The 26,405-nt window shown below is 67.3% G+C and carries 22 protein-coding genes; 18 read left to right on the forward strand and 4 right to left on the reverse strand.

Going from position 1 to position 26,405, the window contains the following annotated elements:
- The first annotated feature begins 180 nt into the window (after positions 1-180).
- Positions 181-1,242, forward strand: a complete 1,062-nt coding sequence (locus tag GJG85_RS05795; protein WP_124629910.1) for an alpha/beta hydrolase — start codon at positions 181-183, stop codon at positions 1,240-1,242.
- A 36-nt stretch (positions 1,243-1,278) separates the two neighbouring features.
- Here the strand turns inward: GJG85_RS05795 and GJG85_RS05800 are convergent, their stop codons facing one another.
- A complete protein-coding gene (locus tag GJG85_RS05800; protein ID WP_050011426.1) occupies positions 1,279-2,277 on the reverse strand; it encodes an LLM class flavin-dependent oxidoreductase in 999 nt (332 codons plus the stop codon).
- 637 nt (positions 2,278-2,914) lie between these two features.
- On the opposite strand from GJG85_RS05800, the gene hpnI reads away from it, so the two are divergent.
- The 16 genes from hpnI to GJG85_RS05880 all read left to right on the forward strand — a co-directional run bounded on the left by hpnI (position 2,915) and on the right by GJG85_RS05880 (position 21,267).
- Positions 2,915-4,090, forward strand: coding sequence for a bacteriohopanetetrol glucosamine biosynthesis glycosyltransferase HpnI (gene hpnI / locus GJG85_RS05805; RefSeq protein WP_050011425.1), 1,176 nt, complete (start codon positions 2,915-2,917; stop codon positions 4,088-4,090).
- Between the two features lie 155 nt (positions 4,091-4,245).
- Entirely contained in the window at positions 4,246-5,667 is a 1,422-nt protein-coding gene (gene hpnJ, locus GJG85_RS05810) for a hopanoid biosynthesis associated radical SAM protein HpnJ (RefSeq protein ID WP_050011424.1), read from the forward strand.
- A gap of 3 nt (positions 5,668-5,670) precedes the next feature.
- Positions 5,671-6,555, forward strand: a complete 885-nt coding sequence (hpnK, locus tag GJG85_RS05815; protein ID WP_050011423.1) for a hopanoid biosynthesis-associated protein HpnK — start codon at positions 5,671-5,673, stop codon at positions 6,553-6,555.
- On the forward strand, positions 6,552-7,601 hold the full coding sequence (locus tag GJG85_RS05820; RefSeq protein WP_204383735.1) for a lysylphosphatidylglycerol synthase domain-containing protein: 1,050 nt from the start codon (positions 6,552-6,554) through the stop codon (positions 7,599-7,601). The genes hpnK and GJG85_RS05820 overlap by 4 nt, the downstream gene beginning before the upstream one ends.
- Before the next feature lie 87 nt (positions 7,602-7,688).
- Complete coding sequence (locus GJG85_RS05825; RefSeq protein WP_050011421.1) at positions 7,689-8,243, forward strand: hypothetical protein; 555 nt, start codon at positions 7,689-7,691, stop codon at positions 8,241-8,243.
- Positions 8,244-8,607: 364 nt separating this feature from the next.
- Complete coding sequence (hisQ, locus tag GJG85_RS05830; protein WP_012328180.1) at positions 8,608-9,297, forward strand: histidine ABC transporter permease HisQ; 690 nt, start codon at positions 8,608-8,610, stop codon at positions 9,295-9,297.
- Positions 9,294-10,007, forward strand: coding sequence for an ABC transporter permease (locus GJG85_RS05835; RefSeq protein ID WP_006476443.1), 714 nt, complete (start codon positions 9,294-9,296; stop codon positions 10,005-10,007). Before hisQ ends, GJG85_RS05835 begins: the two co-directional genes overlap by 4 nt.
- Before the next feature lie 20 nt (positions 10,008-10,027).
- Positions 10,028-10,828 carry an ATP-binding cassette domain-containing protein gene (locus GJG85_RS05840; protein WP_006488736.1) on the forward strand — a complete coding sequence of 267 codons (801 nt, stop codon included), beginning with the start codon at positions 10,028-10,030 and terminating at the stop codon, positions 10,826-10,828.
- 21 nt (positions 10,829-10,849) lie between these two features.
- Positions 10,850-11,890 carry a GlxA family transcriptional regulator gene (locus tag GJG85_RS05845; RefSeq protein ID WP_089488286.1) on the forward strand — a complete coding sequence of 347 codons (1,041 nt, stop codon included), beginning with the start codon at positions 10,850-10,852 and terminating at the stop codon, positions 11,888-11,890.
- A 1,017-nt stretch (positions 11,891-12,907) separates the two neighbouring features.
- On the forward strand, positions 12,908-14,140 hold the full coding sequence (locus tag GJG85_RS05850) for an aspartate aminotransferase family protein (RefSeq protein ID WP_050011418.1): 1,233 nt from the start codon (positions 12,908-12,910) through the stop codon (positions 14,138-14,140).
- A 30-nt stretch (positions 14,141-14,170) separates the two neighbouring features.
- Positions 14,171-15,238, forward strand: coding sequence for an arginine/ornithine succinyltransferase subunit alpha (gene aruF, locus GJG85_RS05855; protein WP_050011417.1), 1,068 nt, complete (start codon positions 14,171-14,173; stop codon positions 15,236-15,238).
- Positions 15,235-16,281, forward strand: a complete 1,047-nt coding sequence (gene astA, locus GJG85_RS05860; protein WP_089488287.1) for an arginine N-succinyltransferase — start codon at positions 15,235-15,237, stop codon at positions 16,279-16,281. Before aruF ends, astA begins: the two co-directional genes overlap by 4 nt.
- A gap of 7 nt (positions 16,282-16,288) precedes the next feature.
- Positions 16,289-17,752 (forward strand): succinylglutamate-semialdehyde dehydrogenase, encoded by a 1,464-nt coding sequence (gene astD / locus GJG85_RS05865; protein WP_204383737.1) that lies wholly within the window; start codon positions 16,289-16,291, stop codon positions 17,750-17,752.
- Positions 17,753-17,766: 14 nt separating this feature from the next.
- The gene (gene astB / locus GJG85_RS05870) at positions 17,767-19,107 is read left to right on the forward strand and encodes an N-succinylarginine dihydrolase (protein ID WP_050011414.1); all 1,341 of its coding nucleotides are present in this window, start codon (positions 17,767-17,769) and stop codon (positions 19,105-19,107) included.
- 7 nt (positions 19,108-19,114) lie between these two features.
- Positions 19,115-20,143: a succinylglutamate desuccinylase gene (astE, locus tag GJG85_RS05875; protein ID WP_185731843.1), complete on the forward strand. Its 1,029-nt coding sequence runs from the start codon at positions 19,115-19,117 to the stop codon at positions 20,141-20,143.
- A gap of 329 nt (positions 20,144-20,472) precedes the next feature.
- Complete coding sequence (locus GJG85_RS05880; RefSeq protein WP_050011412.1) at positions 20,473-21,267, forward strand: ABC transporter substrate-binding protein; 795 nt, start codon at positions 20,473-20,475, stop codon at positions 21,265-21,267.
- Positions 21,268-21,360: 93 nt separating this feature from the next.
- On the opposite strand, the gene GJG85_RS05885 is transcribed toward GJG85_RS05880, so the two are convergent.
- The gene (locus GJG85_RS05885; RefSeq protein WP_089488290.1) at positions 21,361-22,872 is read right to left on the reverse strand and encodes an HDOD domain-containing protein; all 1,512 of its coding nucleotides are present in this window, start codon (positions 22,870-22,872) and stop codon (positions 21,361-21,363) included.
- 26 nt (positions 22,873-22,898) lie between these two features.
- Entirely contained in the window at positions 22,899-24,641 is a 1,743-nt protein-coding gene (cdpA, locus tag GJG85_RS05890) for a cyclic di-GMP phosphodiesterase CdpA (protein WP_200891613.1), read from the reverse strand.
- A 278-nt stretch (positions 24,642-24,919) separates the two neighbouring features.
- Here cdpA and GJG85_RS05895 point away from each other — a divergent pair, with 278 nt between their 5' ends.
- A complete protein-coding gene (locus GJG85_RS05895) occupies positions 24,920-25,468 on the forward strand; it encodes a peroxiredoxin (RefSeq protein ID WP_050011409.1) in 549 nt (182 codons plus the stop codon).
- 86 nt (positions 25,469-25,554) lie between these two features.
- On the opposite strand, the gene GJG85_RS05900 is transcribed toward GJG85_RS05895, so the two are convergent.
- Positions 25,555-26,184: an SDR family oxidoreductase gene (locus GJG85_RS05900; RefSeq protein WP_050011408.1), complete on the reverse strand. Its 630-nt coding sequence runs from the start codon at positions 26,182-26,184 to the stop codon at positions 25,555-25,557.
- Positions 26,185-26,405: the final 221 nt, after the last annotated feature.

Raw genomic sequence — 26,405 nt, forward strand, 5'->3', positions numbered from 1 at the left:
AATCGCGGGGCGCGAGACAGCTCGAGACAGCCCGAGACAGCCCGAGACAGCCCGAGACAGCCCGAGACAGCCCGAGACAGCCCGAGACAGCCCGAGACAGCCCGAGACAGCCCGAGACAGCCCGAGACAGCCCGCGGCAACCCGGCAGCCCGCGCGCGTCCCCCCATCACCGTGACCGCCATGCTTTCGATTTGCAAGATCCTGTCCGCCGCGCGCGCCGCCGTGCTCGGCGCGAGCGCCGCCGCCGCGTGCGCGATGCCCGTTGCGAGCGTCGCCGCGACGCCCGCCGCCAACGACGGGCCCGCGTACGGCCCGCGTCTGGAAGGGTTCGCGTATCCGGCGCCCGTGCACGAATACGCGTTCGTGTCGCAGCGCGAAACCCTCGAGATGGCGTACCTCGACGTGCAGCCCGCGCATCCGAACGGCCGCACCGTCGTGCTGCTGCACGGCAAGAACTTCTGCGCGGCGACCTGGGAGGACACGATCGGCGTGCTGAGCCGCGCCGGCTATCGCGTGATCGCGCCCGACCAGATCGGCTTCTGCAAGTCGTCGAAGCCCGAGCGCTACCAGTACAGCTTCCAGCAACTCGCACGCAACACGCACGCGCTGCTCGAATCGGTCGGTGTGAAATCGGCGACGATCGTCGGCCACTCGACGGGCGGGATGCTCGCGATCCGCTACGCGCTGATGTATCCGAAGGCGACCGACCAGCTCGTGCTCGTGAACCCGATCGGCCTCGAGGACTGGAAGGCGCTCGGCGTGCCGCCGCTGTCGGTCGACTACTGGTATGCGCGCGAGCTGAAGACCAACGCCGACGGCATCCGCCGCTACGAGCAGGCGACCTACTACGCGGGCAAGTGGGCGCCGTCGTACGAGCGCTGGGTGCAGATGCTCGCCGGCATGTATCGCGGCGCCGGCCGCGACGCGGTCGCGTGGAACTCCGCGCTGATCTACGACATGATCCTCACGCAGCCGGTGGTCTACGAATTCGGCGCGATTCGCGTGCCGACGCTGCTGATGATCGGCGACAAGGACACGACCGCGATCGGCAAGGACGTCGCGCCGCCCGACGTGCACGCGAAGCTCGGCCGCTATCCGGAACTCGCGAAGCGCACGCAGGCCGCGATTCCCGGCGCGCAGCTCGTCGAATTCCCGGCGCTCGGCCACGCGCCGCAGATCCAGGACCCGGACGCGTTCCACAAGGCGCTGCTCGACGGGCTGGACGCCGTGCGCCCGCAGTGATGCGGCGCGGGCGGCCGGCCGCGCGCGGTCGTGCCGTCAGCTTGCCTCGTTCGCGAGTTCGTCGCGGATCTGCGCGGCCAGTTCGAACGAGCGCAGCCGCGCGGCATGATCGTAGATCTGCGCGGTGATGATCAGCTCGTCGGCGCCCGTCTGCGCGATACGGTCGCGCAGCTTGTCGCGCACCGTGTCGCGCGAGCCGACCGCCGCGAACGACAGCGAATGCGCGACGGTCGCGAGTTCGAGTTCGTTCGCCTCGAGCGCGTCGACGGGCGGCGGCAGCTTGCCCGGCGTGCCGCGCCGCAGGTTGATGAACTGCTGTTGCAGCGACGTGAACAGGCGCCGCGCCTCGTCGTCGGTCTCGGCCGCGAACACGTTGACGCCGACCATCGCATGCGGCTTCGGCCACGCGGCCGACGGCCGGTACTGCGCGCGATAGATCTCGAGCGCCCGCATCAGATAGTCGGGCGCGAAGTGCGACGCGAACGCGAACGGCAGCCCGAGCATCGCCGCGAGCTGCGCGCTGAACAGGCTCGAACCGAGCAGCCACACCGGGACGTCGAGCCCTGCGCCAGGCACCGCGCGCACGCGCTGGCCGGGGACCGGCTCCGCGAAGTAGCGCTGCAGCTCGGCGACGTCGTCCGGGAACGAGTCCGCACTGCCGATCAGGTCGCGGCGCAGCGCGCGCGACGTGGTCTGGTCAGTGCCGGGCGCGCGGCCGAGGCCGAGGTCGATGCGCCCCGGATACAGCGACGCGAGCGTGCCGAACTGCTCGGCGATCACGAGCGGCGCATGGTTCGGCAGCATGATGCCGCCCGAGCCGACCCGGATCGTCTGCGTGGCGCCCGCGACGTGGCCGATCACGACGGCGGTGGCCGCACTCGCGATCCCCGGCATGTTGTGATGCTCGGCCAGCCAGTAACGCCGGTAGCCCCAGCGCTCCGCGTGCTGCGCGAGATCGACGGTGTTGCGGAACGCCTGCGAGGCGTCGGCGCCGGCCGGAATGGGCGCGAGATCGAGTACGGAAAACGGTGTCATCGGAAGACCTTCGAAACGAGGTGGCGTGGTGATGCGCTGACGCAACAGACGCCAAGGATTTTGCCAAAGGGTTCCGGAACGTGCTGGCGGCGCGCGGATACCCATGCGCCTTACAGGGGCGCAGGGTTGCTTGCGACGATCGTTGCGAAAATCAATCTAATCGCTGATTAATTACCAAACTTTACGGCGATTGGAAGTGAAACCGCATCGACATACAAATTTGCACGAAACGTTTGATTTTAAAGACTGCAATACGCCTGCAAAGTGCTTACGCTAATGTGAACGTGGCCGGGCCGATCAGGCTCGTCGACCGCTCAGCTTTGCCGGAATTGCACTAGTCCGTTTCGCGTAGCACCGCGCGCGGGGGGGCGCAGACTGCTAAAATCCGCCGCCTGCCCATCTTGTGCCGATGGAGCCATTCGAGTCTTCCCGCATGCCGTCCGGGCGCTGCGCGGGGATACGCCACGCGAAGCCGGGCATGGCCGAACCCGAACAACGGGTCGCGCCTTCCCCTTACAGACGCTGCTGGAACAAGGAGTCGGGTCGTGCCCGCGTTCGTCGTTGTCGGAATACCGCATCACGCTCAATCACGCTCAAGCGTTTGCCATGGCGCCCACGTCGCCGGGAGGCATCGCACATGACGCCCACCGCCACGCTGCTCGACTGGCTCCTGATCGCGTTCACGCTGGCCGCGGCCGGCTATGCGCTCGTCGCGGCCTTCGCGCCGCGGCCGCGCACGCCGCGCACGACGGTGCGCGACGGCTTCGAGCCGGTCAGCGTGCTGAAGCCGCTGTGCGGCGCGGAGCCGCACCTGTATGAAAACCTCGCGACCTTCTGCGCGCAGCGCCATCCTCGCTACGAGGTGCTGTTCGGCGTCGCATCGTCGGCCGATCCGGCCGCGGCCGTCGTCGAGCGGCTGCGCGCCGATCATCCGGATTGCGACATCACGGTCGTGATCGACGCGCGTGTGCACGGCAAGAACCTGAAGGTCAGCAACCTGATCAATCTCGCCGAGCGCGCGAAATACGGCCGCATCGTGATCGCGGACAGCGACATCGCGGTGCAGCCCGACTATCTGGAGCGCGTGACGGCGCCGCTCGCGGACCCGTCGGTCGGGGTCGTCACGTGCCTGTATCATGCGCGCAGCGTCGGCGGCTTCTGGACGCGGATCGGCGCGCAGTTCGTCGACGCGTGGTTCGCGCCGTCGGTGCGGATCACCCACCTCGGCCGCTCGAGCCGCTTCGGCTTCGGCGCGACGCTCGCGCTCACGCGCGACACGCTCGACCGGATCGGCGGTCTCTTCGCGCTGAAGGACGAGCTGGCCGACGATTTCTGGCTGGCCGAGCTGCCGCGCCGCCTCGGGCGGCGCACCGTGCTGTCCGAGGTCGAGGTCGCGACCGACGTGATCGAACCGTCGTTCGGGCCGCTGTGGCACCGCGAGACGCGCTGGCTGCGCACGATTCGTTCGCTGAACCCGGCCGGCTTCGCGTTCCTGTTCATCACGTTTACCGCGCCGTGGCTCGCGATCGGCGCGGTGCTGGCATTGCGCCTCGACGGCACCTTCGCCGGCACGCTGGCGGGCGGGGCGGCCGCGGTCGGCGCATTCGGGCGGCTCGTGCTGCACGCGCGCGGCGAGGACGGCTGGCGCGCGTTCTGGCGCGACCTGCCGCTCGTCGCGGTGCGCGACACGCTGCTCGCGCTCGAGTGGCTCGCGGCCGTGTTCGGCACGCAGGTCGTGTGGCGCGGCGCCAGGATGACGGTCGTCGGCGGCGAACGCGCGACGGCGGCCGTGGAAGCAGTGGACGGCCGCTAGCGCCGTCGATCGAACCCGGCCCGCGGGCCGAGACGCGTCGCACGGCGAAGCCGCGCGGCGCGACATGACAGAGAGGCGGGCGCCGGCAGGGCGGCCCGCGGTTTTTTGACTGAATCGTTGTAACGAAACGAACTATGCAGGCTACCGGAGCATTCATGAAAACGCTGTTCTTGCAGGCCCCTTCGTATGACGGCTTCGACGGCGGAGCCGGTTCGCGCTATCAGGCGAAGCGCGAAATCCGTTCCTTCTGGTATCCGACCTGGCTCGCGCAGCCGGCCGCGCTCGTGCCGGGCAGCCGCGTCGTCGATGCGCCGGCCGACGGGCTGTCGGTCGAGGAAACGTTGAAGATCGCGAACGACTACGACCTCGTGATCATCCACACGAGCACGCCGTCGTTCCCGACCGACGCGATGTTCGCGCAGGACCTGAAGAAGATGAAGCCGTCGATGCGGGTCGGCATGGTCGGCGCGAAGGTGATGGTCGATCCGCACAACTCGCTGACGGCGAGCGACGCGATCGACTTCGTCTGTCGCGAGGAATTCGACTACACCTGCAAGGAAATCGCCGAAGGCAAGCCGTTCCCCGAAATCAAGGGTTTGAGCTGGCGCGCGAAGGACGGCTCGATCGAGCACAACGAAGCGCGTCCGATCCTGGAGAACATGGACGAGCTGCCGTTCGTCGCGCCCGTCTACAAGCGTGACCTGAAGATCGACAACTACTTCATCGGCTACCTGAACTATCCGTACGTGTCGATCTACACGGGCCGCGGCTGCAAGTCGCGCTGCACGTTCTGCCTGTGGCCGCAGACGGTCAGCGGCCATCGCTACCGCACGCGCTCGGTCGAGAACGTGCTCGCGGAAGCGAAGTGGATCCGCGACAACATGCCGGAAGTGAAGGAACTGATGTTCGACGACGACACCTTCACCGACGACCTGCCGCGCGCCGAAGCCATCGCCATCGGCCTGGGCAAGCTCGGCATCACGTGGTCGTGCAACGCGAAGGCCAACGTGCCGTACAAGTCGCTGAAGATCATGAAGGACAACGGCCTGCGCCTGCTGCTGGTCGGCTTCGAATCGGGCGACGACCAGATCCTCGTGAACATCAAGAAGGGCGTGCGCACCGATTTCGCGCGCCGCTTCAGCGCGGACTGCAAGAAGCTCGGCATCAAGATCCACGGCACCTTCATCCTCGGCCTGCCGGGCGAGACGCAGGAGACGATCAGGAAGACGATCGAGTACGCGAAGGAAATCAACCCGCACACGATCCAGGTGTCGCTCGCCGCGCCGTATCCGGGCACGACGTTGTACAAGCAGGCCGTCGAGAACGGCTGGATGGAAGAGAACAAGACCATCAACCTGGTCAGCAAGGAAGGCGTGCAGCTCGCGGCGATCGGCTATCCGCACCTGTCGCGCGACGAGATCTATCACCATCTCGAGCAGTTCTATCGCCAGTTCTACTTCCGCCCGTCGAAGATCTGGGAAATCGTGCGCGAGATGCTGACGAGCTGGGACATGATGAAGCGTCGCCTGCGCGAAGGCGTCGAGTTCTTCCGTTTCCTGCGCGCGCACGAGGCCTGATCCGTGACGACGCAGCGGGCGGCGCGGGCGCTGATCTTTACCGCGGACGACTTCGGGCTGCACCCGCGCGTCAACGCGGCGGTCGAGCGTGCGCATCGCGACGGCGTGCTGAACGCCGCCAGCCTGATGGTCGGTGCGCCTGCGGCGCAGGATGCGATCGAGCGCGCACGGCGGCTGCCGTCGCTCGCGGTCGGCCTGCATCTGGTGCTCGCGGACGGGCCGGCCACGCTGCCCGCGCACGAGATTCCCGCGCTCGTCGGCCTTGACGGGCGCTTCGGCGACGCGATGGCGAAGGACGGCTGTCGCTTCTTCTTCCTGCCGCACGTGCGCGCGCAACTGCGCCGCGAGATCCGTGCGCAGTTCGACGCGTTCGCGGCGAGCGGCCTGCCGCTCGATCACGTGAACGCGCACAAGCATTTCCACCTGCACCCGACCGTGCTGTCGATGATCGTCGAGATCGGCCGCGACTACGGGCTGCGCGCGGTGCGGCTGCCGTACGAAACGAGCGCGCCCGCGCTGCTCAAGCCGTGGATCGCGCTGGTGCGCGCGCGGCTCGACCGGGCCGGGCTCGCGCACAACGACTACGTGGTCGGCATCGAGCATACGGGTGCGATGGACGAGGCCGTGCTGCTCGACGCGCTCGCGAAGCTGCCGCCGGGCGTCGGCGAGATCTACTGCCATCCGGCCGAAGCCGGCGACGGTCCGATCACGCCGACGATGGCCGGCTACCGACCGGTCGACGAACTGGATGCGCTGCTGTCGCCGCGTGTCGCGGCCGCGCTGAAGGCGGCGGGCGTCGCGACCGGCGGCTTTGCCGACGTGTTCGGCGGGCCCGCGGCCCGGCGCGGCGCGCATGCGTCGCGCGCACCGGGAGCGCAGCCGTCATGAGCAAGTGGATCAAGTGGCTCGGCTGGCCGATCGGCATCGGCATCCTGCTCGCGCTGGGGCTGCACGAAGGCGTCGGCGACGTGTCGCAGATGCTCGCGCGCGCCGGTTACGCGCTGCTGTGGCTCGTGCCGTTCCACGCGCTGCCGCTGCTGCTCGATGCATACGCGTGGCACCAGTTGCTCGACCGGCGCGCGTCGCTGGCGTTCCTGTGGTGGATCGCGACCGTGCGCGAGGCCGTGAACCGGCTGCTGCCCGTGGTCGGGATCGGCGGCGAGATCGTCGGCATCCGGCTCGCGCGCTGGCAGGTGCCCGACGCGAGCCGCGTGACCGCGTCGGTGATCGTCGAGGTGCTCGTGACGATCGTCGTCCAGTATGCGTTCGCGGCGCTCGGCCTCGTGCTGCTGCTCGCGACGACCGACAACATGGGCGGCGGCACGATCGGCCTCGCGCTGCTGCTGACGCTGCCGTTGCCGGTGCTCGGCGTCGTGCTGATGCGGCGCGGCGGCATCTTCCATGCGATCGAGCGTTTCGCGGGCCGCCTGCTCGGCGATTCGCACCGGCTGCTGCAGGGCGTCGACGGCCGCCGGCTCGACGCCGACATCGATTCGCTGATGTCGCGCACGGGTCTGTTGTTCAGCGCGTTCTTCTGGCAATTGGCCGGCTACGTGCTCGGCGCGCTCGAGATCTACTGGGCGCTCGCGCTGCTCGGCCATCCGGTGTCGATCGGCCGCGCGATCGCGATCGAGGCGATGACGCAGGCCGTCCGGCATGCGGCGTTCATGGTGCCGGGCGGGCTCGGCGTGCAGGAGGCGACCGTCGTGCTGCTCGCGCAGATGTTCGGCGTCGACCGCGAGACGGCGCTGTCGCTCGCGGTGGTCAAGCGTGGCCGCGAAGTGCTGTTCGGCTGCCTCGCGCTCGGCTCGTGGCAGCTTGCCGAGCTGGTGCGCACGCGCGGCCGTCCGGGCGCGCCGCCGAGTGGGCCGCGCCCGGCGCCGCCGGCGAATCGGGCGTCCGAAGCCCGGACCGAAACCGAAACGACGCATTGAACCTCCGACAGGCCGCGCGGCCCGTCTCGCGCTTTCGGCGCCGCGCGGGTATCCTTGCCGCGTGTTTCTCCACGCGCCATTCTTCCGATGATTTTTCGTTTCCGGCTGCTTTCCGTGACGATGCTGGCCGCCGCGCTGGCGCTGACCGGTTGCGACGACCAAGGCCATCTCGACGTGCAACGTATCAGGGACTTCTTCAACGCGATCAAGCCCGCGCCGCTGCTGCTGAAGGGGCTGAAGGTCGGCGAATCGACCGAGGCCGACGTGCGCGGCACGATGGGCAAACCCGAGACCGAGCGCACGTTCACCGACGGCTCGAAGCGTCTCGAATATCCGCGCGGCCCGATGGGCAACCAGACGTGGTTCGTCGATCTCGACGCGAACGGGCGCTACACGGGCGCGACACAGGTGCTGACCGCCGAGAATTTCGCGAAAGTGCGCCCGGGGATGGACGAGGACGAGGTGCGGCGCCTGCTCGGCAAGCCCGGGGACGTCGCGCAGTATCCGCTGAAGCCCGAGACGGTCTGGAGCTGGCGCTGGCTCGAGGACGGCGTCAACACCGACGCATTCTTCAACGTCCATTTCGGCCCGGACGGGCTCGTCTATACGACATCGCGCTCCGATATCCTGAAAGGGCGGTGACGCTCACCCGCGGCGCTTCTTCAGCCAGCCCGCGCAGCGCGTCGCGGGCATGAGCGAGCAATTGTGTGGCGTCGGTCCGGATCTGCCCATTCGGCCTGACGGCCAAGCCGGCGCTATATCGAAAAAGCGACCGGAAAATTGCAAAAAGCCCGCTTCCCGGCGCGTCATCGGACTGTCAGGAAGCGGGCTTTTTCCTTTTGAAACAGCGACGTAGGCCGTGCGCATAAATGATGGGACGAATTGTTGCGACGCAGCAATCGCGCGCACGGTGATTTGAGGCAAATAATTTCGCTTGCGACTATCCGCGTCAGCCCGGCGCGGGACAGGCATACGCGTCGGCATTCATTCAACTCTGGAGACGCGCGTGTTCCTTTACGGCTTTGGTCCCGTCCTCTGGGCCGGCACCGTGCAGACCATCGAGCTGTCGGTGCTGTCGCTCGCCACTGCGGTGGCGCTGGGGCTGATCGGCGCGGTGGCGAAGCTGTCGCACAACCGGGTGCTGCGAGCGATCGCGACCGGTTATACGACGCTGATCCGCTCGGTGCCCGACCTTGTGCTGATGCTGCTGCTGTTCTACAGCATCCAGATCTGGCTGAATCAGTTCACCGACCTCGTCGGCTGGAACCAGATCGACATCGATCCGTTCGTGGCCGGCGTGCTGACGCTCGGCTTCATCTACGGCGCGTACTTCACCGAGACGTTTCGCGGCGCGTTCCTGTCGGTGCCGCGCGGCCAGCTCGAAGCCGGTTCGGCTTACGGGATGAGCGGCGCGCGCGTGTTCGCGCGGATCATGTTTCCGCAGATGATGCGCTTTGCGCTGCCGGGCATCGGCAACAACTGGCAGGTGCTCGTGAAGGCGACCGCGCTGGTGTCGATCATCGGTCTCGCGGACGTCGTGAAGGCCGCGCAGGACGCCGGCAAGAGCACGTTCAACATGTTCTTCTTCATCCTCGTCGCGGCGCTGATCTATCTCGCGATCACGACCGTCTCCAACCTCGTGCTGATCCAGCTCGAGAAGCGTTATTCCATGGGCGTGCGGCACGCAGAACTATGATCGAGATCCTCCAGGAATTCGGCAAGGCGTTCCTTTTCTGGGACGGCCAGCGCCTGTCCGGCCTCGCGGTGACGCTGTGGCTGCTCGTCGCGTCGATTTCGCTCGGCTTCGTGTGCGCGGTGCCGCTCGCGGTCGCGCGCGTGTCGAGGAACAAGTGGGTGTCGATGCCCGTGCGGTTCTACACGTACGTGTTCCGCGGCACGCCGCTCTACGTGCAGCTGCTGCTGATGTACACGGGCATGTACAGCCTCGAGTTCGTGCGCTCGCACTCGCTGCTCGACGCGTTTTTCCGCAGCGGTTTCAACTGCGCGATCCTCGCGTTCGCGCTGAACACCTGCGCGTACACCACCGAGATCTTCGCCGGCGCGATTCGTGCGATCCCGCACGGCGAGGTCGAGGCGGCGCGGGCCTACGGGATGTCGCCGTTCACGATGTACCGCCGCGTGATCCTGCCGTCGGCGCTGCGCCGCGCGCTGCCGCTGTACAGCAACGAGGTGATCCTGATGCTGCACGCGACGACCGTCGCGTTCACCGCGACCGTGCCGGACATCCTGAAGGTCGCGCGCGACGCCAATTCCGCGACCTACATGGCGTTCCAGTCGTTCGGGATCGCCGCGCTGATCTATCTTGCGGTATCGTTCGCACTCGTCGCGGCGTTTCGCCGCGCGGAGCGCCACTGGCTCGCGTATCTCGCGGCCGCCCGTCATTGAATTACTTCGAGGAGAGCCAGTTGGCCGAGATCACTCAAACGAGCGCGTCCGCTTCCGTCAAGCTTGCCGCGGTCGACATCCACAAGCGCTATGGCGACAACGAGGTGCTCAAGGGCGTGTCGCTGAACGCGAAGGCCGGCGACGTCATCAGCATCATCGGCGCGAGCGGCTCGGGCAAGAGCACGTTCCTGCGCTGCATCAATTTTCTCGAGCGGCCGAATGCGGGGCAGATCGTCGTCGACGGCGAGGCCGTGCGCACGAAGACCGACCGCGCCGGCGCGCTCGAAGTCGCCGATCACAAGCAGTTGCAGCGCATCCGCACGAAGCTCGCGATGGTGTTCCAGCACTTCAACCTGTGGGCGCACATGAACGTGCTCGAGAACGTGATGGAAGCGCCCGTGCACGTGCTCGGCATTTCGAAGAAGGAAGCCGAGGAGCGTGCGCGCGAGTACCTGGAGAAGGTCGGCCTGCCGCCGCGCGTCGAGAAGCAGTATCCGTCGCATCTGTCGGGCGGCCAGCAGCAGCGCGTGGCGATCGCGCGGGCGCTGGCGATGCATCCGGACGTGATGCTGTTCGACGAGCCGACCTCCGCGCTCGATCCGGAACTGGTGGGCGAAGTGCTGAAGGTGATGCAGAAGCTGGCCGAGGAAGGCCGCACGATGATCGTCGTCACGCACGAGATGGGTTTCGCGCGCAACGTGTCGAATCATGTGATGTTCCTGCATCAGGGGCGGACCGAGGAAGAGGGCGATCCGAAGGAGGTGCTGGTGCGCCCGCAGAGCGAGCGGCTCAAGCAGTTCCTGTCGGGCAGCCTCAAGTAACGCGACAGGGCAGGTTTCAACGTGGTACCGGTGTCTCGTCCCGCAGGCGCCACCCGCACGACGCAGGTGGCGATCGTTGCATTGCCGCCCGTGTCGATGTCGGGCGTGGGTCCGATCGTCGATGCGCTGAATCTCGCGAACGAGATCGACGGACGCCTGCTGTATCGCTGGCAGGTGTGTTCGTGGGACGGTCGGCCGGTGCCGCTCGCGGGCGGCGCGCAGTGGCATGCCGATGCGGCGTTCAACGATGCGATCGCGTGCGACTGGGTAATCGTCGTGTCCGAGCGGTTTCAGCAGTTTGCCGATTACCGGTTGTTTCTCGCGAGTCTCGCGCGGGTCGGGCAGCGTACGCCCGTTGTGACCGGCATTCATCACGGCGTGTGGTGGCTGGCGATGGCCGGGCAGCTTTCCGGGTATCGCGTGAGCGTGAACTGGGAGACGTATCAGCAGTTCGCCGAGCAGTTCGAGCGGTCGATCGTCACGCAGCAGATCTTCGAGATCGATCGCGATCGGGCCACCTGTGCCGGTGGGCAGGCGACCGTCGATTTCATGTTGGCCATGATTGGCCGGGAACATGGGGTGGATCTCGCGGAGCGGATTGCTGATGCGCTCGGGGCCGGGACGCTGCGGAGTGGTGAGGAGCGCCAACGGATTCCTTTTGTTACCGCGCCCGGTGAGCGACATCCTCGGTTGAATGATGCTTTGCTTTTGATGGAAGCCAATATCGAGGATCCTTTGACGACCGATGAGATCGCCGGGCTCGTGGGCGTTTCACGCCGGCAACTGGAGCGGCTCTTTCGTCAGTATCTCGGGGCAATGCCCTCGAAGTATTACCTCAATCTTCGGTTGCTCAAGGCAAGGACGCAGTTGCAGCGGACCAGCAAGTCTGTCGTTCAGGTTTCTCTCGCTTGTGGGTTCTCTTCTGCTGCGCACTTCTCTAACGCTTATCGCGAAAGGTTTGGTGTTACGCCTCGGGAGGATCGAAGAGCGTGGCTCGAGAAGCAGACCGGCGGCGGCAGCGAACCTCGGGGTGGGGCGCTCGTCGAGCGCGGGAAGGATTGAGATCCGGGTTTGACTTGGTTTGGTTGGCGGTCCGCCCGCGGTTGGCGTGAAGCACCTGTGATCGTGTCGGTCTATTAGCGTCGCCCCTCCGCGGGGCAGCGGTCACTTTTCTTTGTCTTGCCAAAGAAAAGTAACCAAAAGAAAGGCGCTCGGATAACGCATGACTTACCGGTGCCATCGCCAACAGAGTGGTCCGCACAAAAGTGTCCGCGCCAGTCAGGAATCCGGAGTGGTTCGAGCAATGGTTCTGACATCTCTCGCTACCCCACGGAGTGGTATACCGTCCGCTAGCTCCATCCTCGCTACGCTCGGCTGCAAGGTACTTCCGGGCGGGGGGCGTTCTTGCTTCCTGCATGAACTGTCGACTGCCAGGCACTTTTTCTGCTCTCCGCATTTGTATGTCCGGATCGTTTGACGATCGATGTCTGCGCGAGACGATGTATTTGTGTCCCCCATTTTTTTCACGGGCAGAGCAGCGAATTCCCGTTTATCGAAAGTAGAGCGAGTGCCTTGCAACGGGCGGAAGATGGCGGCATTGGCCGGGATGGACCTATCGGCCGAGCGAAGCGAGGACGGAGCTAGCGAGCGGTATACCGCTCCGTGGGGCAGGCAGTGGTGTCAGAACCATTGCTCGAACCACTCCGGATTCCTGACTGGCGCGGACACTTTTGTGCGGACCACTTTGTTGGCGATGGCACCGGGAGGTTATGCGATATCCGAGCGCCTTTCTTTTGGTTACTTTTCTTTGGCAAGACAAAGAAAAGTGACCGCTGCCCCGCGGAGGGGCGACGCTAATAGACCGACACGATCGCAGGTGCTTCACGACCCGGGGAAGCCGACCCCAGACGAGCGAGAAAAAGCCCCAAAATACCGACACGGCGTAGCCGCCCCGGCCAGCCCGAAAGGGCAAAACCAAAACCTTCCGATAGAACCCGTCGCAATTCCGCAAGACGCTTGCGTCACCCTTCCCTAAACTTGATCCTGTTGAACCCTCTTACGAAACCGAAAGGAACGACCATGACGACCTCGACCGTGACCCGCCAGACATTCGACGAAGTGATGGTGCCGGTATTCTCTCCCGCGCCGTTCGTGCCGGACCGTGCAGAGGGCTCCCGCGTGTGGGACACGGCCGGCCGCGAGTACGTGGATTTCGCGTGCGGCATCGCGGTCACGTCGCTGGGCCACGGCCACCCGGAACTGCTGAAGGTGCTGGACGAACAAGGCCGCAAGCTCTGGCACATCGGCAACGGCTACACGAACGAGCCGGTGCTGCGCCTCGCGAAGCGCCTCGAATCGCTGACCTTCGCCGACCGCGCATTCTTCGCGAACTCGGGCGCGGAAGCGAACGAAGCCGCACTGAAGCTCGCGCGCCGCGTCGCGTTCGACCGCCACGGCGCAGACAAATACGAAATCGTGTCGTTCGTGCAGTCGTTCCACGGCCGCACGTTCTTCACGGTCAGCGTCGGCGGCCAGCCGAAATACTCGGAAGGCTTCGGCCCGGTGCCGGAAGGCATCAAACACCTGCCGTTCAACGACATCGAAGCCGCGAAGGCCGCAATCGGCCCGAAAACCTGCGCCGTGATCGTCGAGCCGGTGCAAGGCGAAGGCGGCGTGATCCCCGCCGATCCGGCGTTCCTGAAGGCACTGCGCGAAGCGTGCGACGCCAACGGCGCACTGCTGATCTTCGACGAAGTGCAAACGGGCGTGGGCCGCACCGGCCAGTTCTACGCCTACATGGACACGGGCGTCACGCCGGACATCCTGACGACCGCCAAGGCGCTCGGCAACGGCTTCCCGATCGGCGCGATGCTGACGACGAACGAACTGGCCGCGCACTTCAAGGTCGGCGTGCACGGCACGACGTACGGCGGCAACCCGCTCGCATCGGCGATCGCGGACAAGGTCGTCGAACTGATCGGCGACCCGGCGCTGCTCGAAGGCGTGCGCGAACGCAGCGTGCGCCTGAAGGGCGCACTCGAACGCATCAACGCGCGCTTCGGCATCTTCAAGGACATCCGCGGCAAGGGCCTGCTGGTCGGCGCGGAACTCACCGCCGCATTCGACGGTCGCGCGAAGGATTTCGTCACCGCCGCCGCCGAGAACGGCCTGATCATGCTGATCGCCGGCCCGAACGTGCTGCGCTTCGTTCCGTCGCTGGTGATCCCGTTCGACCTGCTCGACGAAGGCGTGAAGCGCTTCGAGAAGGCGGTCGAACAAGTGCTTGCCGCACAGGAAGCCACCGCGCGCTGATCGGCGCCCCCATCGCAGACAGGAACGACGATGCTATTTGTTCGCCCCGGCAAACTCACGGATCTCGATGCGCTCGCGCACATGGCGCGCACCGCGCAGCCGGTCCTGCACTCGCTGCCGCACGACCGCGCGGCGCTCGAAGCGCGCGTGGCGCTCTCCGAGGATTCGTTTCGCGCGGACGTCGACTTCGCCGGCGAGGAGTTCTACCTCTTCGTGCTCGAGGATTCGACAACCGGCAAGCTGCTCGGCACGGCGAGCATCGTGGCCGCGGCCGGCTACTCGGAACCGTTCTACGCGTTCCGCAACGACGCGCTGATCCACGCGTCGCGCGAGCTGCACGTGAACCGCAAGATCCACGCGCTCACGATGTCGCACGAGCTGACCGGCAAGAGCCGGCTCGCGGGCTTCTACGTCGATCCGTCGCTGCGCGGCGACGCGGCCGCGCACCTGATCTCGCGTGCCCGGATGATGTATATCGCCGCGAACCGCCGCCGCTTCACGCCGGAAGTGTTCACGCTGCTGCTCGGCGTGAGCGACGGCAACGGCGCGTCGCCGTTCTGGGAAGCGGTGGGCCGCAAGTTCTTCGGCCGCGACTTCACCGACGTCGACATCGCATCGGGCGGTCGCAGCCGCACGTTCATCGCGGAAGTGATGCCGGCCTATCCGCTGTACGTGCCGCTGTTGCCGGAAGCTGCTCAGCGCGTGCTCGGCGAGCCGAACGAAACGGCATTGCTCGCGTACGACATCCATCTCGAGGAAGGCTTCGAGCCTGACCGCTTCGTCGACATCTTCGACGCGGGCCCGGTGCTGACCGCGCAGGTCGACCGCACCGCGTGCGTGAAGCAGGCGTCGGAGCGCGTCGTGCGCGAGGCCGCGCATCAGCAGGGCGACGTCGCGTACATGGTGTCGACGGGCAGCGGCGAATCGTTCCGCTGCGTGCTGGTCGACTTGCCGGGCGACACGGCCGATGCGCGGAGCACCGAGGCGCCGCTCGCCGGCGACGTGCGCGCGGCGCTCGATGTGAAGGAAGGCGATGTCGTGCGCTGCGTGCCGCTGCATCGCCGCGACGATGAAGATTTGAAGGGAGACGCAGCATGATCGTCGTTCGGGTCGTACAAACGGGCGACGTCGACGCGCTCGTGTCGCTCGCGCAGGAAACCGGGCCGGGCCTGACCACGTTCAAGCCCGACCGCGACGCGCTGGCCGCGCGCATCGAACGCTCGCGCCGCACGCTCGAAGGCCACGCGGCGCCCGGCGAGGCCGGCTACTTCTTCGTGATGGAAGATTCGAAGACGCGCGACATCGCAGGCGTGTGCGGAATCGAGACGCAGGTCGGCCTCGAACAACCGTTCTACAACTATCGCGTGAGCACGGTCGTGCATGCGAGCCAGGAGCTCGGCGTGTGGACGCGGATGTCCGCGCTGAACATCTCGCACGACCTGACGGGCTACGCGGAAGTGTGCTCGCTGTTCCTGAGCCCGCGCTATCGCACGGGCGGCGTCGGCGGCCTGCTGTCGCGCTCGCGCTTCATGTTCATCGCGCAGTTCCGCGACCGCTTTCCGGAACGCATCTGCGCGGAACTGCGCGGCCACTTCGACGAGGACGGCACGTCGCCGTTCTGGCGCGCGGTCGGTTCGCACTTCTACCAGATCGATTTCAACGCGGCCGATTACCTGAGCTCGCACGGCCGCAAGTCGTTCCTCGCGGAACTGATGCCGCGCTACCCGGTGTACGTCGACCTGCTGCCGCAGGACGCGCAGGACGCGGTCGGCCTCACGCATCGCGACACGCTGCCGGCCCGCAAGATGCTCGAAGCGGAAGGGCTGCGCTACCAGAATCACGTCGACATCTTCGACGCGGGCCCGGTGCTCGAATGCCATGTGAACGACCTGCGCACGGTGCGCGAGAGCGTCGTCGTGCCGGTTGCGATCGGTGTGCCCGACGCGCGGGACGACGCGCGGGGCGGCCATCCGCCGAAGTCGCTCGTGTCGAACACGTCGCTCGGCGATTTCCGCGTCGGCGTCGCGCCGGGCGTGGTTGAGAACGGCGCGTTCGTGTTGTCGGCCGACGATGCCGCCGCGCTCGACGTGAAGGCCGGCGATCCGGTCCGCGTGCTGCCGCTCAAAGTCAAACAGGGATAAACGAATCATGACGGAACTCTTCATCGACGGCGCCTGGGTCGCAGGCTCGGGCCCCGTCTTCGTGTCGCGCAACCCGGGTACCGATGAAATCGCATGGCAGGGCGGCAGCGCATCGGCAGCGGACGTCGACCGTGCGGTCGCGAGCGCACGCCGCGCATTCGCCGGCTGGTCGGCGCTTGACTTCGAAGCGCGCTGCGAAATCGTCAAGCGCTTTGCCGCGTTGCTCACCGAACGCAAGGAAGCGATCGCGACCGCGATCGGCCGCGAGACCGGCAAGCCGCTGTGGGAAGCGCGCACCGAAGTCGCGGCGATGGCCGCGAAGGTCGGCATCTCGATCCAGGCCTATCAGGAACGCACCGGCGAGAAGCGCCAGGACATGGCCGACGGCGTCGCGGTGCTGCGTCACCGCCCGCACGGCGTCGTCGCGGTGTTCGGCCCGTACAACTTCCCCGGCCACTTGCCGAACGGTCATATCGTGCCGGCGCTGATCGCCGGCAACACCGTGGTGTTCAAGCCGTCGGAGCTTGCCCCGGGCGTCGCGCGCGCGACGGTCGACGTGTGGCGCGAAGCCGGGCTGCCGGCCGGCGTGCTGAATCTCGTGCAGGGCGAGAAGGACACCGGCATCGCGCTCGCGAATCACCGCCAGATCGACGGGCTGTTCTTCACCGGCAGCTCGGATACCGGCACGCTGCTGCACAAGCAGTTCGGCGGCCGTCCGGAAATCGTGCTCGCGCTCGAGATGGGCGGCAACAACCCGCTCGTGATCGGCGAGGTCGAGGACATCGACGCCGCCGTGCATCACACGATCCAGTCGGCGTTCCTGTCGGCCGGCCAGCGCTGCACGTGCGCACGCCGCATCTTCGTGCCGCAGGGCGCGTTCGGCGATCGCTTCCTCGCACGCTTTGCCGACGTCACGTCGAAGATCACGGCCGACGTGTTCGACGCCGATCCGCAGCCGTTCATGGGCGCGGTGATCTCGGCGCGCGCGGCCGCGAAGCTGGTCGATGCGCAGGCGCGCCTGGTCGAGCAGGGCGCGAAGCCGATCATCGCGATGACGCAGCGCGATCCGCGCCTGGGTTTCGTGAACGCGTCGATCATCGACGTGACGGGTGTCGCGAACCTGCCCGACGAAGAACATTTCGGCCCGCTCGCGCAGATCGTCCGCTACGCGACGTTCGACGAAGCGATCGAGCGCGCGAACGACACGGCGTTCGGCCTGTCCGCGGGCTTGCTGGCCGATGACGCCAACGCATGGGATCACTTCCGCCGCACGATCCGCGCCGGGATCGTCAACTGGAACCGCCCGACCAACGGCGCATCGTCGGCCGCGCCGTTCGGTGGCACCGGCCGCTCGGGCAACCATCGGCCGAGCGCGTACTACGCGGCCGACTATTGCGCGTACCCGATGGCGTCGGTGGAAAGCACGCAACTGACTTTGCCCGCGAGCCTGTCGCCGGGCCTGCATTTCTGATCGAGGGAGCGACGATGAACGCACAAGAAGCCAATTTCGACGGGCTCGTCGGCCCGACCCACAACTACGCCGGGCTGTCGTTCGGCAACGTGGCGTCGCTGAACAACGAGAAGTCGGCCGCGAACCCGAAGGCCGCCGCGAAGCAGGGGCTGCGCAAGATGAAGCAGCTCGCGGACCTCGGTTTCGCGCAAGGCGTGCTGCCGCCGCAGGAGCGGCCGTCGCTGCGCCTGTTGCGCGAGCTCGGCTTCTCCGGCAAAGACGCGGACGTGATCGCGAAGGCGGCGAAGCAGGCGCCCGAACTGCTCGCCGCGGCGAGCTCGGCGTCGGCGATGTGGACCGCGAACGCGGCCACCGTCAGCCCGTCGGCCGACACGAGCGACGGCCGCGTGCATTTCACGCCGGCGAACCTGTGCAGCAAGCTGCATCGCGCGATCGAGCACGAAGCGACGCGCCGCACGCTGTCGACGCTGTTCGCGGACCCCACGCACTTCGCGGTGCACGAAGCATTGACGGGCACGCCGGCGCTCGGCGACGAAGGCGCGGCGAACCACACGCGCTTCTGCGCGGAATACGGCAAGCCGGGCGTCGAATTCTTCGTGTACGGCCGCGCCGAATACCGCCGCGGCCCCGAGCCGAAGCGCTTCCCGGCACGGCAGACCTTCGAGGCGAGCCGCGCAGTCGCGCATCGTCACGGGCTCGCCGAGGAAGCGACGGTCTACGCGCAACAGGATCCGGACGTGATCGACGCGGGCGTGTTCCACAACGACGTGATCTCGGTCGGCAACCGCGACACGCTGTTCACGCACGAACGCGCGTTCGTCAACAAGCAGGCGATCTACGACACGCTGACCGCCGCGCTCGACGCACGCGGGGCGCGCCTGAACGTGATCGAGGTGCCCGACGCAGCGGTGAGCGTGAACGATGCGGTCACGTCGTATCTGTTCAACAGCCAGCTGCTGTCGCGCGCGGACGGCTCGCAGGTGCTCGTCGTGCCGCAGGAATGCCGCGAGAACGCGAGGGTCGCCGCCTATCTCGATCAACTGGCTGCCGGCAACGGCCCGATTCACGACGTGCTCGTGTTCGACCTGCGCGAAAGCATGAAGAACGGCGGCGGCCCCGCGTGCCTGCGTCTGCGCGTCGTGCTGACCGAAGCCGAGCGCGCGGCCGTCACGTCGAACGTGTGGATCAACGACACGCTGTTCGCGTCGCTCGACGCGTGGATCGACACGCACTATCGCGATCGCCTCGCCCCGGAAGACCTCGCCGATCCGGCGCTGCTCGACGAATCGCGCACGGCGCTCGATGAGCTCACGCAGATCCTGCGCGTCGGTTCGCTGTATGACTTCCAGCGCTGAGGCACGGATGCCGGCCGCCGCGCTGCTCGACGACTTCCTCGCGTTCACGTTGGCCGGTGGCGCGCCGGCCGAACGGGACGGCGCGTGCGCGGGCGGCGCGGTGCGCTGGCGCTGGCTCGGCGACGGGCTGCTCGCGTTCGAACCGGCAGCCGCCGACACGGCGGCGCGCGCGAGCGTGCTCGTGTCGGCCGGCGTGCACGGCGACGAGACGGCGCCGATCGAGCTGCTGTCGATGCTGGTGCGCGATCTCGCGGCGGGCGCGCTGCCGCTCGCGTGCCGGCTGCTGGTCGTGCTCGGCAACGTGCCGGCGATGCGTGCGGGCGAACGCTATCTCGACGACGACCTGAACCGCCTGTTCAGCGGCCGTCACGCGCAGGTGAGCGCGAGCCGCGAAGCGCCGCGCGCCGCGCAGCTCGAGGCGGCGGCCGCCGCATTCTTCGCGGCCGCGCCGGCAGGCAGCGCGCGCTGGCACATCGACATGCACACGGCGATTCGCGCATCGGTCTTCGAGCAATTCGCGCTGCTGCCGCATACGGGCACGCCGCCGACGCGCGCGATGGTCGAATGGCTCGGGGATGCACGCATCGCGGCCGTGCTGCTGCATACCGCGAAGGGCAACACGTATTCGCATTTCACGGCTGAGCAGTGCGGCGCGCTCGCGTGCACGCTGGAACTCGGCAAGGTGCGGCCGTTCGGCCAGAACGACCTGACGCGCTTCGCGCCGGCCGACCGCGCGGTGCGCAAGCTTGTGTCGGGTGAGCGGCGTGACGTCGACGCCTCATTGCCGCGGGTGTTCACGGTGATCGATCAGATCACCAAGCAGAGCGATGCGCTGGAGCTGTTCGTCGCGGCCGACGTCGCGAACTTCACCGCGTTCGCGCGCGGCACGGTGCTCGCGCAGGACGGCGACTACCGCTATACGGTGAAGCACGACGAGGAACGCATCGTATTTCCGAACCCGACCGTGAAGCCGGGTTTGCGCGCGGGCCTGCTCGTCGTCGATACGACGCGCGACACGCTGGCGGCGCTCGTCTGATCGACGTGCAATCGTGCGGACCGCGCATCGTCCGGCAGTCGATTCATTTTTTGCGATGACGCCCGCCCGCTGCGCGGACGGCGCGCTTGCATATTTGCGACACCGTCTTGCAAGTTCGACGGGTCGCGCGGCGGCCGCCGTGCGCGCAGCGCAGCATCGCGCACCGGCGGCCGCTTTGCCGTATCGGGCCGCGCGGATTGGTACAATCGCGGCCTTGCGGCTGTTGCGCCGCATCACGGCGCCGCGTGGGCATTGTCGGTGGCATTCGACCCTGCAATGATGCATGCGTCCGTCGTTCCGGAACATTCGAGTATCGAGGAGAACACCTGATGAAGTTGGATTGGCGTAAAGTGGCCGCGCACGCGGTGGTAGCGGCATCGGCGGTGGCGGCAGGCAGCGCGTTTGCCGCGGATCTGAAGGAGATCCGGTTCGGCGTCGAGGCCTCGTACGCACCGTTCGAATACAAGACGCCCGACGGCAAGCTGACCGGCTTCGACATCGACATCGGCAACGCGGTGTGCGCGAAGCTGAAGACGAAGTGCGTGTGGGTCGAGAACGACTTCGACGGCCTGATCCCGGCGCTGCAGGCGCGCAAGTTCGACGCGATCAACTCGGACATGACGATCACCGACCAGCGCAAGCATGCGATCGCGTTCACCGATCCGATCTACACGATTCCGAACCAGCTGATCGCGAAGCAGGGCAGCGGCCTGCTGCCGACCCCGCAATCGCTGAAGGGCAAGCGCGTCGGCGTGCTGCAGGGCACGATCCAGGAAGCGTACGCGAAGAAGAAGTGGGCGCCGGCCGGCGTTGATGTCGTGCCGTATCAGACGCAGGATCTGGCGTATGCCGACCTGAAGTCGGGCCGTCTCGACGCGACGTTCCAGGATTCGGAAGCGGGCTCGAAGGGCTTCCTGACGAAGCCGCAAGGCCAGGGCTTCGCGTTCGCGGGCGGTACGGTCAGCGACGCCGAGATCCTCGGCTCGGGCGTCGGCTTCGGCCTGCGCAAGAACGACGCGGCGCTGAAGACCGCGCTCGATCAGGCGCTGAAGGACCTGAAGGCCGACGGCACGATCGACAACCTCGCGAAGAAGTACTTCAGCGTGCCTGTCACGCTCAAGTAAGCGCCTCGCTCGATCGCACGATGGTAAAAAACCGGCTGCTGATGCGGCCGGTTTGCTTTTGGGGAGCGAAAACGACGGGAGGCTGGCCCGCCGTCAGCCGGGCTGCGCGGCGAAGAACCGTCCCAGCTCGCGCGCGAGTTCGTTGAGCACGGCCATCTCCTGCTGCGAGATCTTGCGCGCGGGTTGCGCGCCGGCCCAGTCGCCGTACAGCAGCGCGACGCTCGTCGTGCCGACGCGCACGGGCAGCAGCACGAACGCACGCGCGTCGTCGAACGCGTCGAGATACCACGCGGGCAGGCGCTTCGTCATCTTCGGGTCCTGCGCCTGCTCGATGAAGATGCCGACCGAGTTCGAGATCGCGAGATGAAACACGTCCGGCTCGAAGCGTTCGTCGAAATGCAGCCGGTCGAGCGCCGTATCGACGCCGGGGCCGAAGCCCAGGCGCGCGGCGAAGGTGCCGTCGTCGTGCCGCACGAACATCACGGTGCGCGTGAACGCGAGGCCGGCCAGCAGGCTTTCCGACGCGAGCGCGAGCACCGGCGTCAGCACGTGCTCGGATGGCAGCGCGCGCAAGTCCGCGAGGCCGGCTTCGAGGCAGGCCTCGGGCGCGGCCTGCGCGCGCGCGATCGCATCGGCGTTCGCGCGCAGCTCGACGATCTCGCGCATCATGGTGTCGCTCGCTTCCTCGCGCGCGAGCCGATCGGCGATCTCGACGAGCGCGTCGGCCTCCATGTCGAGCTCGGCGCCGTAGTGCTGCGCGAGCGCCGCGATGCGCGCGTCGCGCTGCGGGCTCGCGGGCATGACGAGCGCGCCGGCGACGTCGGTCGAGCAGCGGCTCACCGCGCGCAGCCAGCGGATGCGATCGGCCGAGCCGTCGTCGCCAGCCGGGCCCGCGTGGCGGGCGTCACCGTCTTCGTTGTCGAACGCGTCGGCGCGGGTGGCGCGATCGTCGTCGGCCATCCCGCCGCAGATCACGTCGGGCAGCCTCCAGCGCGCGGCCGCTTCGACGCCGATCTCGTCGAAGCCGACGCCGAGCACGTCGACGCAGGCGGCCGCTTCGTCGCCGTTCAGCTCGGCCGCGCGGCGGCGGATGCGGTCCCATTCGCTGTCGAGATAGCAGACCACCAGCAGTTTGCCGACCTGGCGCATCAGTGTGCAGACGATGGCTTCCTCGCCGCCGCGCAGTTCGGCGTGCTCGGTGAGCTTGCGCGCGACGCAGCCGGACAGCAGCGCACGGTTCAGCTCAAGCTTCGCGTCGATGCGTCGCGGCGTGCTCTGATGGAAGTGGTCGACGAGCTTCAACCCGACCACGAGATGGCCGACGGCGTCCATGCCGAGCACCATCAGCGCGCGGGTCACGGTGGTGATGTTACCGCCGAACGCCATGTACATCGCGGAGTTCGCGAGCCGCAGCACTTTCTGCGTGAGCGCGAAGTCCGACAGCACGACGCGCACGAGCGCGGTGAAGTCGAGGTCGTCGTTCTTCATCGCGGCCATCGTCGCGCGCAGCGATTCCGACAGCAGCGGGAAATCGCCCCGCTCGTTCATCCGGGCCCACAGCTTGTCGAGCAGCGCGGTGCGGGGCAGGTATTCGGTGGTTGACATACGGATCTTTCGGTTCGCCGCGCGCGTCAGGCGGCGGCGTGCAGGTGCAGCTGCTGCGCCTCGAAGCGCCGCGCGAGCTCCTCGGACGGCAGCGCCTGGCAGACGAGCCAGCCCTGGATGTGATTGCAGCCCATCTCCGTCAGCAGCTCGCGCTGCGCCTCGGTCTCGACGCCTTCGGCGACGAGCTCGAGATCCAGTGTTTGCGCGAGGCCGACCACCGCCGACACGATCGCGCGGTCGTTGCGCGACGTCAGCAGGTTTTCGACGAAACTGCGGTCGATCTTCAGCTTCGCGAGCGGGAAGCGCTGCAGATAGGCCAGGCTCGAATAGCCGGTGCCGAAATCGTCGATCGCGAAGCGGATGCCGAGACCGGTCAGCTCCTCGAGCAGCATTTTCGCGTGCGCGGGATCGTGCATCAGCAGGCTTTCGGTGATTTCGAGCACGATGCGGCGCGGGTCGATGCCGGTCAGCGCGATCGCCTCGCGCACGCTCTGCGTGAAGCGCGGGTCGCGGAACTGCTGCGGCGACACGTTGACCGCCACGTATTGGAGCGCGAGGCCCTGGCCGTCCCACGCGACGAGCTGCATGCACGCGGCCTTGAGCACCCAGTTGCCGAGGTAGTTGATCAGGCCGATCGATTCGGCGAGCGGGATGAAGGTGGCCGGCGGCACGAGGCCATGCACCGGATGGCGCCAGCGGATCAGCGCCTCGACGCCGACCACCGCGCCCGACTGGCTGCGCGTGATCGGCTGGAAATGCAGCGAAAACTCGCCGTTGCGCACGCCGTCGTACAGGTCAGCTTCGAGCTTGAGCCGTTCGGCGTCGGCCGGATCGTCGACGGGCGCATGGAACGCGAGCGCGTTGCCGCCCGATGCCTTCGCCTGGGAGAGCGCGTGGTCGGCGCGGCGCAGCAGCGGGCTGTGATGCTGCGCGCGATGCGGCGCGGCGCGTTCGTCCGGATAGAGCGCGATGCCGATGCTCGCGGACAGGTGCACGGTCTGCCCCTGGAACACGTAGGGCTCGCGCACCGCGGCCTGCAGCCGGCGCGCGAGCGAATCGGCAGCATGGCTCGCCTGCGTGCGGTCCGGTGCGCCCAGCACGACCGCGAACTTGTCGCTCGCGACGCGCGCGAGCTGCTCGTCCGGCGTGACGAGCGCCTTCAGCCGCTGCGCGGTCTCGCGCAGCAGCATGTCGCCCGCGTCGTAGCCGAGCGCGCGGTTGATCCGCTGGTAGTCGTCGAGGTCGAGCAGCAGCAGCGCCGCGCAGGTGCCGTCCTCGTCGGCGGTCTGCTGCGCGCGCATCAGCGCCGGCACGAGCGCGGACAGGTTGTCGAGCCCCGTCATCGGGTCGTGGTGCATTTCGTAGGTCAGACGCGCCTCGAGCGCGCGCCACGACGACACGTCGAACGCCGCGATCGCGAAGCCGTCGACGCCGTGGTGGCGGCTCTTGAACGCGCGGACCTCGACGTCCAGCGGGTAGGTGAGCGACTTGACGATGCACATCGTCGCCTTCTCGACCTGGCCCGACCGCGCGGCGCGAGCGAGCAGGCCTTCGAGCGCCGCGGTATCCTGTTCGGCGATCAGGTCGCGCAGCGTCAGCGTATGCAGGTAGTCGCGGTGGTAGCCGATGAAGCGCAGGCTCGCGTCGGACACGTACAGAAAGCGCAACTCGCGGTCGACGTGGGCGAGGAAATCCACCGTGCCGACCGTCTGTTCCAGCCAGTTGCGCACGGAGTCGTCGCGTCGCGGCGCGACCGCGCGCGCGGGCATCAGCGCGCCGCCCGACCGAGCGAAGCGGCGCAGCGTATGCAAGGCGCTGCGCCAGGAGCCCTTGCGTGACGTCTGTTTCCTGTTGGCTTCCATGTTTCTCGCTGACGTGAAGGGCTGGAACCGGTTGTCCGGAAGGAATAACGGCAGACTGTGCGAAATCTTTAACGGACCGGCCCCAGGCGGCGCTGCCGCCGGCCGGATCTTCCACACGGATGTTCGGCAGGCGAACGCCCGCGTGGCCTGTATCGAGGCCGACTTTATAAGAAATGAGGACGCAGATGAAGCGAAAACTGTTGCTGGGCGCCATGGCGGCGCTGGTGGCCGGCCATGCGCTCGTGGCGCAGGCGGAACTGAAGCCGGGCGCGGCCGCGCCTAATTTCACGACGCAGGCGTCGCTGGGCGGCAAGACCTACACGTACGCGCTCGCGGACGCGCTGAAGCAGGGGCCGGTCGTGCTGTATTTCTATCCGGCGGCGTTCACGAAGGGCTGCACGATCGAGGCGCATGCGTTCGCGGACGCGGTCGACCGTTACAAGGCTTACGGCGCGACGGTGATCGGCGTGTCGGCCGACAACATCGACACGCTGACGAAGTTCTCGGTGAGCGAGTGTCGCAGCAAGTTCCCGGTGGCGGCCGACCCGGATGCAAAGATCATCCGCGAGTACGACGCGAAGTTGCCGGCGCTCGACCGGGCGAACCGCGTGTCCTACGTGATTTCGCCGGAAGGGAAGATTCTCTACGAATACACGAGCCTGTCGCCCGACAAGCACGTCGAGAACACGCTCGCCGCCGTGAAGGCGTGGGCCGACGCGCATCCGAAGCAGTAAAACGGCTGGCCCGCGCGTGAAAACGGCCCGTCGTGCGGGCCGCGGGCACGGGAACGCGCCGCCTCCCGGCGGCGCACAGCGGGCCGTTATGCGCGCAGCGCCTGTTCGATCGGCACGCTGCCGCCGACGAAGCCGACGACCTTGCGCGAGATGCCGAGCTTGATCGCCTCGATCGCGGCCCATGCCACATCCTGGCGTGACACGGGCGGCGCGGGCTCGAGCCACGTGTCGGTCAGCGCGATCTTGCCGACGCCCGGATCGTCCGTCAGCGGGCCCGGGCGCAGGATCACGTAGTCGACGCCCGACGCGATCACGCGATCGTCGCCTTCGCGCTTCATCCGTGAATAGTGGTGCAGCGCGTCGGGCCCGTGCTCGGGCCGGTAGGCGGACAGCGAGCTGACCACCACGAGCTTCTGCACGTTGAACGCGAGCGCGTAGTCGGCCGCGCGGGCGACCGCATCGCGGTCGACCTGCTCCTCTTCGGTCGCGCCGTCCGATTCGGCCGAGCCGGCCGCGTAGATCACGTGCGTGATGCCCTGGAAAGCGTGCGAGAAATCGTTCGTCAGATCGGCCTCGACGACCCGTGCGCCCGCCAGCGCATAGCCGTGCCGGCGCACGAGCGCCGTGACCTCGAACTCCGGCTGCTTGAGCAGCAGATCCGCGCAGGCCTGGCCCGTCCGGCCGGTCGCGCCAATCAGCAGTACCTTCGTCGTCATGAAACCGCTCCTTGCTCGATGCGTCATCCGTGCAGATAGGGACGGACGACCGATAACTCAAGTGTAATGTCGAATCGCCCCGACGGTGCGCACGTAATAAGGGGCGTACCGGCATCGGGCGTACCGGCATCGGGCGTACCGGCGTCGGGCGTACCGGCTTCGGCGTACCGGCTTCGGCGTACCGGTGCCGGGTACCGGCGTTCATTCGTTCACACGGATGC

It is taken from the genome of Burkholderia sp. MS389 (assembly GCF_016899425.1).
Classification (GTDB): Bacteria; Pseudomonadota; Gammaproteobacteria; order Burkholderiales; family Burkholderiaceae; genus Burkholderia; species Burkholderia sola.

Coding starts and splice junctions, on each gene's coding strand:
- astB (WP_050011414.1), top strand. CDS start 17,767: ATGAACGCACAAGAAGCCAATTTCGACGGGCTCGTCGGCCCGACCCAC.
- GJG85_RS05800 (WP_050011426.1), bottom strand. CDS start 2,277: ATGACACCGTTTTCCGTACTCGATCTCGCGCCCATTCCGGCCGGCGCC.
- astA (WP_089488287.1), top strand. CDS start 15,235: ATGATCGTCGTTCGGGTCGTACAAACGGGCGACGTCGACGCGCTCGTG.
- GJG85_RS05885 (WP_089488290.1), bottom strand. CDS start 22,872: ATGTCAACCACCGAATACCTGCCCCGCACCGCGCTGCTCGACAAGCTG.
- hpnJ (WP_050011424.1), top strand. CDS start 4,246: ATGAAAACGCTGTTCTTGCAGGCCCCTTCGTATGACGGCTTCGACGGC.
- GJG85_RS05880 (WP_050011412.1), top strand. CDS start 20,473: ATGAAGTTGGATTGGCGTAAAGTGGCCGCGCACGCGGTGGTAGCGGCA.
- GJG85_RS05850 (WP_050011418.1), top strand. CDS start 12,908: ATGACGACCTCGACCGTGACCCGCCAGACATTCGACGAAGTGATGGTG.
- GJG85_RS05795 (WP_124629910.1), top strand. CDS start 181: ATGCTTTCGATTTGCAAGATCCTGTCCGCCGCGCGCGCCGCCGTGCTC.
- GJG85_RS05825 (WP_050011421.1), top strand. CDS start 7,689: ATGATTTTTCGTTTCCGGCTGCTTTCCGTGACGATGCTGGCCGCCGCG.
- GJG85_RS05900 (WP_050011408.1), bottom strand. CDS start 26,184: ATGACGACGAAGGTACTGCTGATTGGCGCGACCGGCCGGACGGGCCAG.
- GJG85_RS05835 (WP_006476443.1), top strand. CDS start 9,294: ATGATCGAGATCCTCCAGGAATTCGGCAAGGCGTTCCTTTTCTGGGAC.
- aruF (WP_050011417.1), top strand. CDS start 14,171: ATGCTATTTGTTCGCCCCGGCAAACTCACGGATCTCGATGCGCTCGCG.
- astE (WP_185731843.1), top strand. CDS start 19,115: ATGCCGGCCGCCGCGCTGCTCGACGACTTCCTCGCGTTCACGTTGGCC.
- GJG85_RS05895 (WP_050011409.1), top strand. CDS start 24,920: ATGAAGCGAAAACTGTTGCTGGGCGCCATGGCGGCGCTGGTGGCCGGC.
- astD (WP_204383737.1), top strand. CDS start 16,289: ATGACGGAACTCTTCATCGACGGCGCCTGGGTCGCAGGCTCGGGCCCC.
- cdpA (WP_200891613.1), bottom strand. CDS start 24,641: ATGCCCGCGCGCGCGGTCGCGCCGCGACGCGACGACTCCGTGCGCAAC.
- GJG85_RS05820 (WP_204383735.1), top strand. CDS start 6,552: ATGAGCAAGTGGATCAAGTGGCTCGGCTGGCCGATCGGCATCGGCATC.
- hpnI (WP_050011425.1), top strand. CDS start 2,915: ATGACGCCCACCGCCACGCTGCTCGACTGGCTCCTGATCGCGTTCACG.